Origin of the sequence: Halomonas fontilapidosi, assembly GCF_014192285.1 — a bacterium.
Classification (GTDB): Bacteria; Pseudomonadota; Gammaproteobacteria; order Pseudomonadales; family Halomonadaceae; genus Halomonas; species Halomonas fontilapidosi.
In genome coordinates, this window is sequence record NZ_JACHXQ010000018.1 from 13657 (window position 1) to 29208 (window position 15552).

The following is a 15552-nucleotide window of genomic DNA, read 5'->3' on the forward strand; positions in this document are numbered from 1 at the left end:
GAAGAAACCTGTGCGAATTGTCCGAACCGCTGGCGTGGAATGCAAGCAGGCTTATCATTGCACAGGCTCGGCCGTTGCGGTGTCATCGTCTGACTGGTCCGCCGGCGGCTCGTCGCGCCCCGACATCGCCTCGCCCCGTGAGTCGGGCGCTGTCGCCGCCTGTTGCACCTCCTCCTCAGCGGCTTCTTCCGCTGCCCCATCAGGGTCGGACGCGGGCCGCGGGAGCAGCCGCCGAACATCCAGGCCGGGAATGCCTAAGGGACGCTGTATCGTGCCGTCGGCCAGGGTCGCCGCCTCGGCGTCCTCACTCACCGTGAAGCGCAGCATCCCGATCTGCTGGCCGCTGTCGGTCATCACATCGATGCGCCACGCACCTCGCGCGTCCTCGGGGAAGTTCAGCTTGTGGCTCCAGGCCCGGTAGCCCGCCGCGCGGCCTCCCTGGATCTCCAGCGGGATGCGGTCGACTTCCTCGCCGTCCTGTCGCCATACGTGTACCACCTCCTCCCGCAGGCCGCGCGGGGCATGGATCGCCGTAAAGGCATAGAGCCCCTCGCGGGTCAGTGCCTCAGGGGTCAGGGGCGTGCTGCCGACCGGACGCCTGGCCTCGGTATCGAACTCGGGCGAGAGCGCGCTGCCCGAGATCCACAGGCTGGCCGGCGGCACCCAGGCGCGGCCCGCCCAGGCCACGCCGGCCAGCAACGGCAGCAGGGCCAGCATTGCCAGCCAGCGTGAAGGGCTCATGGGCCGCAGCAGGTGCATCAGGCTCGGCAGGCTGAACAGCACCATGGCAGCGATGGCCATTAGCAGGCTCTGACCCGTGGTCAGGTGCAGCAGGGTAGGCAGGGTGACCAGCACCACCAGGAACACGCACTGGGCATGGAAGGCGAAGTAGAGCCAGCGCAGCCGACCGGCCAGCTTGTAGTAGAGCGGGTCGAGGATCGACAGCAGCGCCATGGCCAGCACCAGCAGGGTGAAGAACGCCTGACTGCTGTGCCATACCGTGGTGGCGAGCAGGAAGGGCAGGGTGAAGAACAAGGTCTCCTGGTGGATCAGTTGGGCGATGAAGGTGGTCACGCCGCGGGGCAGAGGCGGGTAGCCACGCCTGATCAGCAGTCGGCCGATCAGGCTCTCGGAGAGCAGCAGTACCCAGGCCAGCAGCATGCCCAGTGCCAGCATCCCGCCCAGCCACTGCTGGCGCTCGACCAGGAAGAAGCTCCCCAGCCCGGCGGCCAGGGCCATCGGCGGCCATAGCCAGCGCCAGGGCCGGGCATGCTCCACCAGGCGTTCGAGGCGGGATTGCCAGACGCCGAAGCGCGCTGACGGCGTGCCGGCGGCAGGTGAGGCAGTGGGCTGGGACGTGTCCAGTGGCGATTCTTGGCTCATCCGCCGAGTCTAACAGCGCCCGTCTCGCTGGGGTGAGTCGTCGGGACCTGCCATGCTGTCGGCAGGGACTTGACGTTCGGGCCCGGCTGCACCAAGCTGTCAAAAATCAAACGGCCGTATGAATTCCTGCATGGAGGTTCTGGATGATCTATCAAGGTAATGCCATCACGGTGGCACGGGGTGGCAAGGACGGCAGCGATGCCATCGCCACGCTCACCTTCGACCTCAAGGACGAGTCTGTTAACAAACTCTCCAGCGCCGTGGTCGCCGAACTGGGGGAAGCCGTCGCCGCCATCCGCGCCGAGCGCGGCCTCGAGGGGCTGGTGATCGGCAGCGCCAAGCAGGCGTTCATCGTCGGCGCCGACATCACCGAATTTCACAGCCTGTTCGAGCAGGGGGCGGTGGAGATCAACGCCATGCTCGAGCGAGTGCATGGCATCTTCAACGCCATCGAGGACCTGCCGTTCCCCACCGTCACCGCGCTCAATGGCCTGGCGCTGGGCGGTGGATGCGAGGTCGCCCTGACCACGGACTTTCGCGTCATGGCCGAGTCGGCCAAGATCGGCCTTCCCGAGACCAAGCTTGGCATCCTGCCGGGGTGGGGCGGCTGCGTTCGTCTGCCGCGCCTGATCGGCGCCGACAACGCCGTGGAGTGGATCGCCGGCGGCAGCGAGAACCGCGCCGATGCCGCCCTCGAGATGGGGGCCGCGGACGCCGTGGTGCCGAGCGAGCAACTCGAGGCCGCGGCACTCGACATCCTGGCTCGCGCTCGGGCCGGCGAACTCGACTACCAGGCCCGCCGCGCCGAGAAGAAGGCGCCGCTCAAGCTTGGCCCCATCGAGCAGATGATGACCTTCGAGACCGCCAAGGGCTACGTGGCCGGCAAGGCGGGGCCGCACTATCCGGCACCGGTGGAGGCCATCAAGGTCATCCAGAAGGGCGCCGGCGAGTCGCGCGCCCGGGCCCAGGCCATCGAATCCAAGGCCTTCGCCAAGCTGGCGCTCTCCGATGTGGCGTTCAACCTGGTCGGCCTGTTCATGAACGATCAGGTGGTCAAGAAGAAGGGCAGCCAGTACGAGAAGCAGGCGCGCCCCGTGAAGCAGGCGGCGGTGCTCGGGGCCGGCATCATGGGCGGCGGCATCGCCTACCAGAGCGCCTCCAAGGGCACGCCCATCCTGATGAAGGACATCAAGAGCGATGCCATCGAGCTGGGCCTGAAGGAGTCGCGCAAGCTGTTTGCCAAGCAGGTCGAGCGGGGCAAGCTCTCCACCGCGCAGATGGCCGAGCGACTCAGCAACATTCGCCCGACCCTCTCCTATGGCGACTTCGGCGAGGTCGACCTGGTGGTCGAGGCCGTGGTCGAGAGCCCCAAGGCCAAGGATGCGGTGCTCACCGAGGTGGAAGGCCAGGTAGGGGAGGAGACCATCCTCACCTCCAACACCTCGACCATCTCGATCACCCGCCTGGCCAAGAACCTCAAGCGGCCCGAGAACTTCTGCGGCATGCACTTCTTCAATCCGGTGCACCGCATGCCGCTGGTCGAGGTCATCCGCGGCGAGAAGACCTCGGATGCCGCCGTGGCGGCCACCGTGGCCTATGCCCGGGCCATGGGCAAGACGCCCATCGTGGTCAATGATTGTCCCGGCTTTCTGGTCAATCGCGTGCTTTTCCCCTATTTCGGCGGCTTCGGTCAGCTGGTCGAGCAGGGCGCCGACTTCCAGCGCATCGACAAGGTGATGGAGAAATTCGGTTGGCCGATGGGGCCCGCCTACCTGCTCGACGTAGTGGGCATGGACATTGCCTTTCACGCCGGCGAGGTGATGGCCGAGGGCTTCCCCGAGCGCATGGCCGACATGGCCGGTGACAGGGCAGGCGACAGGGGCAAGAGCGTCATTCAGCTCATGGTCGAGCACGACCGCCTGGGCCAGAAGAACGACAAGGGCTTCTATGCCTACGAGGAAGACAGAAAGGGCAAGCCCCGGAAGGTCACCGACGAGGCCGCCATCGAGCTGGTCAAGGAGGTGGTCAGCGAGCATCGCGAGTTCAGCGACGAGGACATCATCGCGCGCATGATGATACCGCTGTGCCTGGAAACCGTGCGCTGTCTCGAGGACGGCATCGTCGGCAGCCCGGCCGAGGCCGACATGGCGTTGATCTACGGCATCGGCTTCCCGCCGTTTCGCGGCGGCGCGCTGCGCTACATCGATGCCATGGGGGTCGACGCCTTCGTTACCCAGGCCCAGCAGCTCGCCGACGAGTTCGGCACGCTCTACGCCCCTACCGAGAGGTTGCGCCAGATGGCCAAGTCCGGCGAGTCCTTCTACGACAGCAAGACCCAGGACTGATCCCACCACCCAAGGTCAGGACGTTTCGGACATTTTTTAAGGAGTTATCGATGAGCTTGAATCCGAGAGACGTGGTGGTGGTCGACTGTGCCCGTTCCGCCATGGCCAAGGCGAAACAGGGTGCCTTCCGCCACGTGCGTGCCGAGAACCTCTCCGCCGCCGTGATGCAGGCGCTGTTCGACCGCAACCCGGGGCTTGACCCGGCCGAGGTCGACGACGTGATCTGGGGCTGCGTCAACCAGACCCTGGAGCAGGGCATGAACATCGCCCGCAACGCGGCGATCCTCACCGGCATCCCCAACAGCGTGCCGGCGCAGACGGTCAACCGCCTGTGCGGCTCGTCGATGAGTGCGCTGCATATCGCCGCGGCCAACATCCGCGCCGGCATGGGCGAGTTCTATATCATCGGCGGCGTGGAGCACATGGAACACGTGGGCATGACCCATGGCGTCGACGTCAACCCGGCGGCCAGCAAGCATGTGGCCAAGGCGGCCATGATGATGGGGCTGACCGCCGAGCTGCTGGGCAAGATGCACGGCATCTCGCGGCAGGATCAGGACGCCTTTGGCGTGCGCTCGCACCAGCGCGCCCAGGCGGCGATGGAGAACGGCGGCTTCGACCGCGAGATCATCGGTATCGAGGGCCATGATGCCAACGGCTTCCGGGTTCGGGTGAACCGCGACGAGGTGATTCGCAGCGACGCCAGCCTGGAGAAGATGGCCGAGCTCAAGCCGGCCTTCGACCCCCGCGGCGGCACGGTTACTGCCGGTACCTCCTCGGCGCTCTCGGTGGGCGCGGCCGGCATGGCGGTGATGAGCTATGAACGCGCCCAGGCGCTGGGGCTCGAGCCCATCGCGCGGGTGCTCTCTACCGGTGTGGCTGGCTGCGATGCCTCGATCATGGGCTATGGTCCGGTACCGGCCTCGAAGCAGGCGCTGAAGGCCGCGGGCCTGACCGTCGACGACATCCAGACCGTGGAGCTCAACGAGGCCTTTGCCGCTCAGGCGCTGCCGGTGCTCAAGGACCTGGGCCTGCGCGACGCCATGGACGACAAGGTCAATCTCCACGGTGGCGCCATCGCCCTGGGCCACCCGCTGGGCTGCTCCGGCGCGCGCATCAGCACCACCCTGCTCAACGTGATGCAGGAGCGCGATACCACTCTGGGCCTGGCCACCATGTGCATCGGCATGGGTCAGGGCGTTGCCACGGTGTTCGAACGGCTCAAGTAACCCGCCCGGCGGGAACGCACCAAGGCAAGACGGCACCCCTCCGGGTGCCGTCTCGCGTTGTGCTGCCGAGGCTCAGCCGCCCGCCACCAGGGCGCGTGCGGCGAAACGACGATTTTCGTTGCGCTCGACCATCGTACCCTCGGCCCCGATCCAGCCCTGTTCGCGATAGTAGCGCAGGGCGCCCTCGTGCAGCGGCGCGCTGAGCCCCTCCTGAATCATAGCCCGATGCGTCAGCTGGCCGAGCGCGGGATGCGCCGCCTTGAAGCGCATGAAGTTCTCGAACACGCTCGAGACCAGTCGGTAGACCAGTTCCGGATCGGTGTCCGCCGTAGTGACCAGGGTCCCCTTGACCCCAAAGGTACGGACCGCCCGCTGGTTGTCGCCATACAGGCCGCCGGGGATCGAAGCCCGCGTAAAATAGGGGTAGGCAGCCACCAGCAGGTCGATGGTGTCGCCCTGGACGTCGATGATCTCGGCATCGCACAGCCGGATGGCCTTGGCCACCGAGGCGTTGGGGTGCCCCACGGTGTAGACCATGGCGTCGATGTTGCCATGGCAGAGTTCCATGGACTGCTGATCGGCGGGTAGGTTGTGGATCGAGCGGAAGTTGGTGCGCGTCCAGCCCCTGGCATCCATCAGCCTGAGCATGGTGCCGCGCTGACCCGAGCCCGGATTGCCGATGTTCACCGAGTGCTGCTGCAGATCCTCGAAATCACGGATGCCGGCATTGCGGCGCACTACCAGGGTGAAAGGCTCGCTGTGCAGCGAGAAGACCGAGCGCAGTGCCTCGTTCGGGCCGTCGTTGCGAAAGCCCTCGGTTCCCAGGGTGGCGTACTGGTGCAGGTCCGACTGGGCTAGCGCGAACATGAGCTCGCCCTGTCGTAGGGCCTTCAGGTTGGCGCTGGAGCCCTCGCTAGGCTGAGCCCGGCAGGGCATGTCGATAGCGCGACACAGGGCGCGTCCCACCACGTGATAGACCCCGGAAGGGCTGGCGGTGGAAATGATCAGGGGATTCTCTGCGATCGCCGAGGGCGCGTGACTGAGAAACAGGCTGGTCAGGCCAATGGCCAGCAGCCTTGCGGTTGGTTTCATGACTCACCTCTTATCAGTGAGTCGGCCAGAGGCACTCCAGAACCAAGAGGAGGCCAGGCGGAAGCCGAAAGGAGGGAAGACTTCACATCGTTTCTGGTCGACGGGTTGTGTTGTTGTCTGGGTGTTGTTGTCTTGTTGTCGCCCATTCAGCCGATGCGGCGTTTGGCAAAGCCCGCGTCCTCGTGGGTTACACGGGGCTTCTTGAGTTATAGCAGCTGCTTAAAAAGCGGAAGTGACTTTCAACGGACTTTAATCGCATATAGTTAGATCACGCCGGCCTCGAGACCGGCGGCCATGGCCATGCCCAGTTCCTCCACCTGGTCGGCAAAGCTCTCCTGCCATTTGCCGCGCAGGATCAGCGGTTCCTGCACCCACTTCCAACTTAGCCCGGTGACGATGCTCTCCACTGCACGGCGCGTGCCGGTACCGTCACTGCCGGCGCGCACGTAAAGCGCACAGGGCAGGCCCTGTTTCGCCTCCAGCACCGGGTAGTAGCTGCGATCGAAGAAGTCCTTCAGCGCGCCGCTCATGTAGCCCAGGTTCTCGGTAGTGCCGAGCAGGATGGCATCGCAGGCCAGGACGTCCTCGGGGCCGGCCGACAGCGGTGCCTTCACGACCACCTCGACACCCTCGAGGTCGGGGTGACGGGCACCGCGCTCGGCGGCCTCGCGGAGTCGAAGGGTATTGGTCGAGGGGGCATGGGCGACGATCAGCAAGCGCGGCATGGCGGTCTCCCGGGTTGAAGGTGTGGCATATGGCCATCATGCCATGCCCGGGTGGCGTTGACAGGCGCCAGGCTTTCTCCGACGCTGAGTCGGCGCTATTGCACCGTCATCGCGACACTTCGATATCTGCCACATCTTGGACATCCAGGGAGGTTGATCACCATGGCCTTTGCACTCTCAAACATGCAGCTGCACAGCCCGGCTTTCGCGGCGGGGACCGCCATTCCGCGGCAATTCACGGGGGAGGGGGACGATGTCTCGCCGGCCCTTTCGTGGCAGGACGCGCCGGAGGGCACCAAGGGCTTCGCGGTGATCTGCCACGACCCGGACGCCCCGCTGGTGCAGAACGGCACCTACGGTTTCGTGCACTGGGTGCTCTACAACCTGCCGGCCTCCACCAGCTCGCTAGACGAAAACAGTGGCGAGGGCACCTCGGGGCTGAACGACTTCGGTAAGAAGGGCTATGGGGGCCCGATGCCGCCGGACGCTCACGGGCTTCACCACTACTACTTCTGGGTGCTGGCGCTGGACAAGGCCACCGACCTGCCGGAGGGCCTCTCGCTGCCGGAGCTGCTCAAGCAGGTCGAGCCCCACCTGATCGGCATGAACCGCCTGATCGGCACCTACCAGCGCGACTGACCCGGGCGTCCTCGCCGCGCGCTAAACAAGACGAAGCGCAAGCCAATGCCACGGGCCCGCGTCTAACGACGACACAGGCCCGTGGCATTTTCTTGCCAATCAGCTCGCGCTATCGCTGCGCTCCGGCGCCGCTACGCCATCGTGGTCGATGACCAGGTGCTCGAGCTCCTCGCAGAATGCTTCCAGGGCCTCGCTGGTATGTCCCGGGCGGCGGTGCAGCTCGATCTCCACCTGCCCAAGGGGCGGTAGGCCCTCTGCCTCGCCGACGATGCGACACCCTTCGGGAATACTGCGCGGGGTCTTCACCGTCATCGCCAGGCCCGCCTGGACCGGCAGGTTGATACCGGTGGGCGACTGGCTGGAGTAGTGCACCTCCCAGCGTCGCTCCTCGCGGCCCAGGGCCGAGAGGGCATGGGCGCGGAAGATGCATCCCTCCGGATTGAGCGCCATCGGCAGGGTCGCCCACTGGGCCGGTGAGACGCCCTCGGCCACCACCCACACCATCGGTTCCCAACCGAGCAGCTGGCCCGACTGAGTGGGCAGGTGGCGGATCGACAGCACTACGTCCAGCAGGCCCTCCTGGAAACGCTTCACCAGGCTGGCGCTCATGTCGCAGTGGATCTCCAGGCGCGTATCGGGGAAGCGCTCGGCATAGCGGGGCAGCAGGGCGGGCAGGTAGGCGGCGGCCTGCTCCTCGGACGTCGCGAAGCGGATCAGCTCGCCGCGCTGGGTGTCGCCCAGGGCCTCGCGGGCCTCGTCCTCGAGCTTGAGCATGTGGCGGGCATAGGGCAGCAGGCGTTCGCCCGGGGCCGTCAGCAGCACGCTGCGGCTGGTGCGTTCGAGCAGCGCCTGGCCCATCTGGTCCTCGAGGCGTTTGATCTGCAGGCTCACCGCCGACTGGGTGCGGTGCAGCACCTTGCCGGCGGCGCTGAAACCCTGGCACTCGGCCACGGTGACGAAGGTGCGGAGGAGCACGGTATCCATGAACAATGAGCTCTTGAAATTGGTTGTATCTCAATCATTCATTTTTATTATGAATGAGGCGCTTCTAAGATGTCCAGCGACATCCGGCAACACTTAGGAGCAGGAGACCCATGCAGGCAACCGCCGACGTCCAGACCCACAATGCCCTCGATGGCCTCATCGACCTGGCTCGCTATCCCATCGATGACCTGGACAGCCCGGCCGGCCAAGCGCTGATCGAGAACTGCCGTCGCCAGCTCGACCAGGATGGCTGCGTGGTGCTGAAGAATTTCGTACCAGAAGACGCGCTGGCGCGTCTGGAACGCGAGACCGAGCGTCTCTCGCCAGAGGCGCATTACAACCAGACCGAGACCAACCCCTACAACAGCGCCGGTAACCCCGAGTTGCCGGCCAGTCACCCGCTCAACCGCTTCGACGACCGCACCAACGGCTTCGTCGCCGGCGACCGCATCGACCGCGATACCATCATTCGCCAGGTCTACGAGCATCCCGGCTTCCAGCGCTTCATCGGTGCCGTGGTAGGCATGGAGGAGATTCACCAGTATGCCGACCCGCTGGCCGACCTGGTGGTCAACGTGCTGCGCGAGGGCTGCCAGCATCCGTGGCACTACGACACCAACGAATTCATCGTCACCATGATGACCCGCCAGTCCCACGGCGGCGGTCGCTTTGAGTATGCCCCGGGCATCCGCAGCCCGGAGGGCGAGAACTTCGCGGAAGTGGAAAAGGTGATCGACGGCGACCGCTCGCGGCTCACCTCGCTCGACCTTCAGCCTGGCGACCTGCAGGTGTTCTTCGGTCGCTATTCGCTGCACCGGGTCACCCCGGTAGAGGGCGACAAGGAACGCCACACCGTGATCTTCGCCTATGCCAAGGAGCCGGGCTTCATCGGCCGCCCCGAGCGTGCCAAGAACATCTTCGGTCGCATGGCGCCGGTCCACGAGCGGCTGCTCGAGGAAGGCATGGACCGCAGCGACAGCCTGGCCGACTGAGCGCCGTCCCCGCCGCCTGGCAAGCCCATTCGGATGGTCGCCGCGCCGGCGGCCATCCCCCTGACGACACAGCGAGAGACCCCATGAGCATCGTAGAGTCAGAGAAACTGACCGACAGCGAACCGGACCAGATCCCGGTCGTGCCCTCGGCCCCGATGGCCAACGGCGACAGCATCCCCACCGCCTTCGACCCCGTGCAGCTGCGCGCCGGGCGCCTGTCGCGCCTGCGCGCCATGATGGCCGAGCAGGGCTACGCCGCCCTGGTGCTGTTCGACCCCAACAATCAGCGCTACGCCACCGGGTCGCGCAACATGTTCGGCTACTTCCTGCGCAACTCCACGCGCTACGTCTATGTGCCGCTGGAAGGCCCGATCATCCTCTTCGAGTACCCGGGCAGCGCGCACATCTCCACCTGGTTGGAGACCATCGACGAGTCGCGCACCTCCAAGGTGGTGTGGTCGGCGGTGAACCAGCGCGACAACCTCTCCTCGGATCCCTTCGGCGTGGAGATCGCCGAGCTGGTCCAGGAGCACGGCCGCGGCAACAAGAAGGTCGGCCTGGACCGCTGCGCGCTCAATCTGGCCCGCTCGCTGGAGGCCCAGGGCCTCGATGTCTTCGACTGCATGCAGGACACCCTGCACTGTCGGCGCATCAAGACCCCCGAGGAGATCGCCTGCCTGGCCCAGTCCATGGCGGCAAGCGAGGCCTCGGTGGCCGAGGTGGAGGCCGCGATCAAGCCCGGCGTCACCGAGAACGAGCTGTTCGCCATCATGTACGGCGAGGTGATCCGCGGCGGTGGCGAGTTCATCGAGACCCGCCTGCTCAACTCCGGGCCGCGCACCAACCCCTGGTTCCACGAGGCCAGCGACCGCAAGATCCGCCCCGGCGAGCTGGTGGCGCTGGACACCGACACCATCGGTTGCCACGGCTACTACTCCGACTTCTCGCGGACCTTCCACGTCGGCCCGGGCAAGCCCAGTGCCTACCAGCGCGAGCTCTACCGCATGGCCTATGACCAGGTGCACCACAACATGGGCATCCTAAAGCCGGGTATGAGCTATCGCGAGATCGCCGAAACGGCCTGGAAGATTCCCGAGCGATTCCTGGATCGTCGCTACCCCTCGATCATCCACGGGGTGGGCATGCACGGCGAGACCCCGCTGGTGGCGCACCACATGGACTTCGACCGCTTCTCCAAGGATGGCGTGCTCGAGCCCGGCATGGTGGTCTCGGTGGAGAGCTACATCGGCGAGGTGGGCGCCGCCGACGGTGTCAAGCTCGAGGAAGAGGTGCTGATCACCGACACCGGCATCGCGAAGCTCTCCCGCTACCCCTTCAACGAGGCACTGCTCGGCCGTGAATACTGAGGCACAAGGACGCAACATGCAGACCCTGACCCACTGGATCGGTGGCGAGCGCCTGGACGGCGAGCGCCATCTGGACGTGATCAATCCGGCCAGCGCCGAGGTGATTGGCCGCGTGCCCCTGGCCGACAGCGCCACCGTGGAGCGCGCCATCGACGCCGCCCGGGCAGCACAGCCGGCCTGGCGCGATACGCCGCCGGCCAAGCGCGCTCAGGTGATGTTCCGCTTCAAGATGCTGCTGGAGCGCGACGCCGACGAGATCTGCGCCCTGGTTGCCAAGGAGCACGGCAAGGTGCTCGAGGATGCCATGGGCGAGCTCAAGCGCGGCATCGAGAACGTTGAATACGCCTGCGGCGTACCGGAACTGCTCAAGGGCGAGTACTCCCACAACGCCGGCCCGGGCATCGACACCTGGTCCAACCACCAGCCGCTGGGCATCGTCGCCGGCATCACGCCGTTCAACTTCCCGGCCATGGTGCCGCTGTGGATGTATCCGATGGCGATCGCTTGCGGCAACGCCTTCATCCTCAAGCCCTCCGAGCAGGTGCCCTCGGCCTCGCTCAAGATGGCCGAGCTGCTGGAGGAGGCGGGCCTGCCCGTCGGGCTCTTCCAGGTGGTGCACGGCGACCGCGAGGCCGTGGAGGCGCTGATCGACGCCCCCGAGGTGAAGGCGCTCAGCTTCGTCGGCTCCACGCCGGTGGCGAAATCGATCTACCGCCGCGGTGCCGACAACGGCAAGCGCGTGCAGGCGCTGGGCGGGGCCAAGAACCACGCCGTGGTGCTGCCCGACGCCGACCTGGATAATGCCGCCAGCACCCTGATCGGCGCCGCCTTCGGCAGTGCCGGCGAGCGCTGCATGGCAATCTCCGTGGCGGTGTGCGTGGGCGATGCCACCGCCGATGCCCTCGTGGCGAAAGTCGGCGAGCAGGCGCGCACCCTGAAGATTGGCCCGGGCACCGAGACGGGCCTCGACATGGGCGCTCTGGTCAATGCCGCGCACCGCGACAAGGTGGCGGGTTACATCGAGCAGGGCGAGGCAGCCGGCGCCGAGCTGGTAGTCGACGGCCGCCAGCATCCGCTGGTGACGGCATCGCCGGGCTACTTTCTGGGCGCCACCCTGTTCGACCGGGTGACCCCGGAGATGGGCATCTACCGCGAGGAGATCTTCGGTCCGGTGCTCTGCGTGGTGCGCGTCGAGACCTTCGAGGAGGCCATCGCGCTGATCAACGCCCACCAGTACGGCAACGGCACCTGCGTGTTCACTCGCGACGGCGAGGCCGCACGGCGCTTCAGCGATGCCATCGAGGTGGGCATGGTGGGCATCAACGTGCCGCTGCCGGTGCCGGTGGCCTTCCACAGCTTCGGTGGCTGGAAGGAGTCGCTGTTCGGCGACCTCCACGCCTACGGCCCCGACGCGGTGCGCTTCTATACCCGCCGCAAGGCGGTCTCCCAGCGCTGGCCCGCCCAGAACTCACGGGAACAGGCCCAGCTGAACTTCCCCTCCAACTAACGCACCCGCCAACCCAGGCAAACGCATCGCCCATCCCTGTGGATGGGCGATGGTGTGTCATTGCCCCAGCATCTTGTCCACACGTTCGCGGTTATCCTCTATCCAGGCGGCGGCGGAGGCTTCGAAAGAGGTGCCGTTATTTTCATACGCCGCCATCATCGCTTCCAGCTCGGCAACGCTGATGCTCCACTGGGACATGATGTCGTAGGCGCGCGGATACTTGTCTTCGATCCCCTGGTACGAGAGCACGAAAACGCTGTCGAACTGGAAATGCCCCTGCGTATCCTCCAGAAACTTCAGGTCGTATTGCGAAAACATGGAGTGCGGACGCCAGCCGGTGATGATGAAGGGCGTCTTGTTGGGGATCTTTTCTCGGAGAACGCCCATTATGGCGGCTTCGCTGGTGTAGGCATGTTCATATCCATCAAGGTCATAGGCGTCATCGGCCATCACCTTTTCAGAAATATCCACCATGCCGGCACCGGCACCGATGGTGACTACCTGTCCGCCGAACTTGTCCGCCTTGCCCGCTAGGTCGCCGATGGTTTCCTCCTCGACATAGGCAGGCACGACCCAGCCGAGTGGTACATCCTTGTAGCTGGTGGCCACTTTTTGAAGGTCATCCTGGTACTCGTTCCAGCGAGCCGCTTCGGTGTGCGGTAGCCAGGCGTCCATGAAGAACTCGATCTGCTCGACCTTCATCCCCTGGAAGATGGCGGGTTGAGCAAGCAGCTTCGTTTCGACGGTGTAGCCCGTCTCTTCCAGGATCTGCGCGGCTATGGCGGTGGGCGCTTCGGTACTGGTCCAGGCCGGCATGCCGAAGGTGATGGTCGTGTCCTCGACACCCTCGGCCGTCAGCGGCCGCTGATCGGCGGCCTGGGCACCTGTGGCGACCATCGTGACCGTGAGTAACGTTGTGGATAGGCGTGAGAGTTTCATGCGTAGACCTTCTGTTGACGGTGGTGTTGAAAGGGTCGACTCACTGCGCAGTGGCAGGGGCGGTCAGCGTTCCATAAGCCTCGCGCAGGGTTTCCGGGGTAAACGGCAGGGCATCGACCTTGTCCGCTTGCCAGGCGGCATATTCGCGTCCTTCCAGCCACTTGATCATGTTGTCGGTGTCTAGCACTTCCAGGGCATAGACCCAATTGGCCATGATCGTCATCGCCGCCATGTGGGCCCCCTCGCTGGAGGTGGTACACATGTCGTGAACCAGATGAATGCGGTAATCGCGGAAGTAGGCGTCGAACACCGATGTCATCAGGCACCCGTCGGTGACCACGCCGCCGATGATCAGCCGCTTGACGCCTAGGCTCTTCAGCATCAGGTCCAGGCTGGTGTCGCAAAAGGCGCTCCAGCGGTGTTTATCGATCACGATGTCCGTGTCCTGGGGCTTGACCGCCTCCACGATCTCGATGCTGTCGCGGTTATCGGCGTAGAACTGCGGCTCGCCGCTGGCGTGACGGGGCTCATCGAGCGAGAGCCCGACCCCATCGTGGCGATTGATCTGACGGGTGTAGATCACCGGGATGCCGGCCGCGCGGCAGGATTCGATCATGCGCTGGGTGTTGCGCACTACCTCGTCCAGCCCGAACAGGCCAAAGCCGCTCTCCTTCTGCAGGTCGATTACCACAAGGGCGGTTTCACGGGTCTCCATGCTTATCTCCATGCTTGACGTTCTCCTGAAGGGGGGCCTGGCGTTCATCTCGCTCGGGCCGGGGGAAATGCTCGAAGATCTCACCTGACTCCATGGCATTGGCCATCTGCATGATCCAGCGCAGGTAGGGCCTCGAGTCGCTTACCAGCGCGTGATCCCGGGCGGCGAGCGCCCTGGTGTCACTGTCGGCCCCATGCTGGGCGATCTCGCGCATGACGGGCTCTGTCTGCTCAACCGCCTTTTGCATGATGCCGCGCTCCAGGCGCAGCATCTTGATCATGAAGTTCAGGAAATTCTTGAAGAAGTCCTTCTCGGCAATGTAGTGATCCTTGCGATCGCCTTTCTTCCAGACCTTCACCACCATGCCGGAATCGATCAGCTCGCGGACGCCGGTGCTGACGCTCGCCTTGCTCATGGCGACCTCGTCCTTGATGTCGTCAAGCGTCAACGGTGAGGCAGCGAAATAGAGCACGGCATAGATCCGACCCACAGAGGGCGTCATGCCGTAGGCCACCATGCTCTGTGCAAGGGCGCTGATCATCACGTCACGCGCCTCCTCCAGGCGCTGGGCGTCTGTCTCCTGCATGGCATACCTCTTAGTTCATTTTGTATTGAACATATTGAACAAAATAAACAGAACGGTGGGGGGAGTCAACTCGGCAAGCCGAGGGGGTATCGCGTGTGTGCAGCAGTAGGCTTGCTTGAGTCCCTGACGGTTGGCGTATCGACGCCATGGCGAAAGTCGTCGTTGGCTGCGCACGTGGCAACGACGACTGAGCAGGTTCCGTCAGGTCGCGGAGTGGTGGACAGTGCACCGAGGGAGGGGAAGTCCGCGGCTAGTGTTCTTACCACGGTGGCGGTGGCAGTGGCGGGAAGGCGTCGCTGTGCGGTGATCTCAACGCCTACGGCTCTGGCTCGGATCGCTTTTACCCGCCGTAAAGCCGTCTCCCAGTGCCGCTCCGCCCAGACGTCACGAGAAGCTGAACGTCCCAGCGGACGCCCGACCTACCTACCAGCCCAGGCTCATGCATCTCCCATGCCTAGCGGATGAGCGATGTGGTGTCTGCCTACCGGTTCACGCCGTGGCATATTCTGTTGCAGTTGGGCTCCGCTCGACACGGCCCCAGCGCATAAGCACCACCAGCCTTTGCTTCGGCTCTTGACGTCAATAACGACGCGTAGCCGTCGGTAATAATCTACTCTTGTAAGCCATCGCTTACGTTGATGGAGAAATCGCTATCCATTCGGGCAACATTAGAGATTTGCGTCTACGATAGAGGTTATTTCCGGTCAGGTGATAGGGCAAAGGAGTATGCGACAGTCAGACATCTTACTCACTCAAAGCGATGCGAATCCTGCCCATGGCAGCGGTTATCGTGGGAGTGCTCCTTACAGCGCGAATGGATGGCCGTTATCGACCGAGGCTGTGCGAAAACATCGTCGATTCTTTACACACACTGGCTGTCTCTCCAGGAGGCTGTGGAGAGGCAGTTTCGTGTCATGAGATAGCATGAACGTTTCCATGCAATGGAAAGCTACTTAGGTTCTGTCTGAAAAGTTGGCACGCAAGCAGCGATCTATGCAGGCCAGGCATACCATCGCTTTGAAGCTGCTGGCCAACTTGTCGTAGCGGGT

At 64.7% G+C, this 15552-nt stretch carries 13 protein-coding genes; 6 read left to right on the forward strand and 7 right to left on the reverse strand.

The features are described from left to right. Positions 1 to 54 precede the first annotated feature (54 nt). Positions 55 to 1383 (reverse strand): DUF5924 family protein, encoded by a 1329-nt coding sequence (locus FHR95_RS16785; protein ID WP_221199376.1) that lies wholly within the window; start codon positions 1381 to 1383, stop codon positions 55 to 57. Positions 1384 to 1526: 143 nt separating this feature from the next. Between FHR95_RS16785 and fadB the strand changes: the two genes are divergently transcribed. Continuing rightward, entirely contained in the window at positions 1527 to 3728 is a 2202-nt protein-coding gene (gene fadB / locus FHR95_RS16790; protein ID WP_183315278.1) for a fatty acid oxidation complex subunit alpha FadB, read from the forward strand. 50 nt (positions 3729 to 3778) lie between these two features. Beyond that, on the forward strand, positions 3779 to 4957 hold the full coding sequence (gene fadA, locus FHR95_RS16795) for an acetyl-CoA C-acyltransferase FadA (protein ID WP_183315279.1): 1179 nt from the start codon (positions 3779 to 3781) through the stop codon (positions 4955 to 4957). Positions 4958 to 5029: 72 nt separating this feature from the next. Here the strand turns inward: fadA and FHR95_RS16800 are convergent, their stop codons facing one another. Continuing rightward, on the reverse strand, positions 5030 to 6049 hold the full coding sequence (locus tag FHR95_RS16800) for a TAXI family TRAP transporter solute-binding subunit (RefSeq protein ID WP_183315280.1): 1020 nt from the start codon (positions 6047 to 6049) through the stop codon (positions 5030 to 5032). Positions 6050 to 6312: 263 nt separating this feature from the next. After that, complete coding sequence (locus FHR95_RS16805; RefSeq protein WP_183315281.1) at positions 6313 to 6774, reverse strand: flavodoxin family protein; 462 nt, start codon at positions 6772 to 6774, stop codon at positions 6313 to 6315. A 162-nt stretch (positions 6775 to 6936) separates the two neighbouring features. On the opposite strand from FHR95_RS16805, the gene FHR95_RS16810 reads away from it, so the two are divergent. Beyond that, positions 6937 to 7413 carry a YbhB/YbcL family Raf kinase inhibitor-like protein gene (locus FHR95_RS16810; RefSeq protein WP_040187758.1) on the forward strand — a complete coding sequence of 159 codons (477 nt, stop codon included), beginning with the start codon at positions 6937 to 6939 and terminating at the stop codon, positions 7411 to 7413. A gap of 99 nt (positions 7414 to 7512) precedes the next feature. Here the strand turns inward: FHR95_RS16810 and FHR95_RS16815 are convergent, their stop codons facing one another. Continuing rightward, positions 7513 to 8397: a LysR family transcriptional regulator gene (locus FHR95_RS16815; protein ID WP_040187757.1), complete on the reverse strand. Its 885-nt coding sequence runs from the start codon at positions 8395 to 8397 to the stop codon at positions 7513 to 7515. Between the two features lie 110 nt (positions 8398 to 8507). Here FHR95_RS16815 and FHR95_RS16820 point away from each other — a divergent pair, with 110 nt between their 5' ends. The 3 genes from FHR95_RS16820 (at position 8508) to FHR95_RS16830 (ending at position 12263) form a co-directional block, all read left to right on the forward strand. Further along, positions 8508 to 9389: a HalD/BesD family halogenase gene (locus FHR95_RS16820; RefSeq protein WP_183315282.1), complete on the forward strand. Its 882-nt coding sequence runs from the start codon at positions 8508 to 8510 to the stop codon at positions 9387 to 9389. 83 nt (positions 9390 to 9472) lie between these two features. After that, the gene (locus FHR95_RS16825) at positions 9473 to 10756 is read left to right on the forward strand and encodes a M24 family metallopeptidase (protein WP_183315283.1); all 1284 of its coding nucleotides are present in this window, start codon (positions 9473 to 9475) and stop codon (positions 10754 to 10756) included. Positions 10757 to 10772: 16 nt separating this feature from the next. Continuing rightward, positions 10773 to 12263, forward strand: coding sequence for a CoA-acylating methylmalonate-semialdehyde dehydrogenase (locus FHR95_RS16830; RefSeq protein WP_183315284.1), 1491 nt, complete (start codon positions 10773 to 10775; stop codon positions 12261 to 12263). 57 nt (positions 12264 to 12320) lie between these two features. Here the strand turns inward: FHR95_RS16830 and FHR95_RS16835 are convergent, their stop codons facing one another. Genes FHR95_RS16835 through FHR95_RS16845 form a run of 3 tightly spaced genes read right to left on the reverse strand, consistent with a single transcriptional unit; the run spans position 12321 to position 14503 of the window. Further along, positions 12321 to 13202 carry a glycine betaine ABC transporter substrate-binding protein gene (locus tag FHR95_RS16835; RefSeq protein WP_183315285.1) on the reverse strand — a complete coding sequence of 294 codons (882 nt, stop codon included), beginning with the start codon at positions 13200 to 13202 and terminating at the stop codon, positions 12321 to 12323. Between the two features lie 40 nt (positions 13203 to 13242). After that, complete coding sequence (locus FHR95_RS16840; protein ID WP_183315286.1) at positions 13243 to 13917, reverse strand: cysteine hydrolase family protein; 675 nt, start codon at positions 13915 to 13917, stop codon at positions 13243 to 13245. Continuing rightward, positions 13904 to 14503, reverse strand: a complete 600-nt coding sequence (locus FHR95_RS16845; RefSeq protein WP_183315287.1) for a GbsR/MarR family transcriptional regulator — start codon at positions 14501 to 14503, stop codon at positions 13904 to 13906. The genes FHR95_RS16840 and FHR95_RS16845 overlap by 14 nt, the downstream gene beginning before the upstream one ends. Positions 14504 to 15552 lie beyond the last annotated feature (1049 nt).

Coding starts and splice junctions, on each gene's coding strand:
- FHR95_RS16785 (WP_221199376.1), bottom strand. CDS start 1,383: ATGAGCCAAGAATCGCCACTGGACACGTCCCAGCCCACTGCCTCACCT.
- fadB (WP_183315278.1), top strand. CDS start 1,527: ATGATCTATCAAGGTAATGCCATCACGGTGGCACGGGGTGGCAAGGAC.
- fadA (WP_183315279.1), top strand. CDS start 3,779: ATGAGCTTGAATCCGAGAGACGTGGTGGTGGTCGACTGTGCCCGTTCC.
- FHR95_RS16800 (WP_183315280.1), bottom strand. CDS start 6,049: ATGAAACCAACCGCAAGGCTGCTGGCCATTGGCCTGACCAGCCTGTTT.
- FHR95_RS16805 (WP_183315281.1), bottom strand. CDS start 6,774: ATGCCGCGCTTGCTGATCGTCGCCCATGCCCCCTCGACCAATACCCTT.
- FHR95_RS16810 (WP_040187758.1), top strand. CDS start 6,937: ATGGCCTTTGCACTCTCAAACATGCAGCTGCACAGCCCGGCTTTCGCG.
- FHR95_RS16815 (WP_040187757.1), bottom strand. CDS start 8,397: ATGGATACCGTGCTCCTCCGCACCTTCGTCACCGTGGCCGAGTGCCAG.
- FHR95_RS16820 (WP_183315282.1), top strand. CDS start 8,508: ATGCAGGCAACCGCCGACGTCCAGACCCACAATGCCCTCGATGGCCTC.
- FHR95_RS16825 (WP_183315283.1), top strand. CDS start 9,473: ATGAGCATCGTAGAGTCAGAGAAACTGACCGACAGCGAACCGGACCAG.
- FHR95_RS16830 (WP_183315284.1), top strand. CDS start 10,773: ATGCAGACCCTGACCCACTGGATCGGTGGCGAGCGCCTGGACGGCGAG.
- FHR95_RS16835 (WP_183315285.1), bottom strand. CDS start 13,202: ATGAAACTCTCACGCCTATCCACAACGTTACTCACGGTCACGATGGTC.
- FHR95_RS16840 (WP_183315286.1), bottom strand. CDS start 13,917: ATGGAGACCCGTGAAACCGCCCTTGTGGTAATCGACCTGCAGAAGGAG.
- FHR95_RS16845 (WP_183315287.1), bottom strand. CDS start 14,503: ATGCAGGAGACAGACGCCCAGCGCCTGGAGGAGGCGCGTGACGTGATG.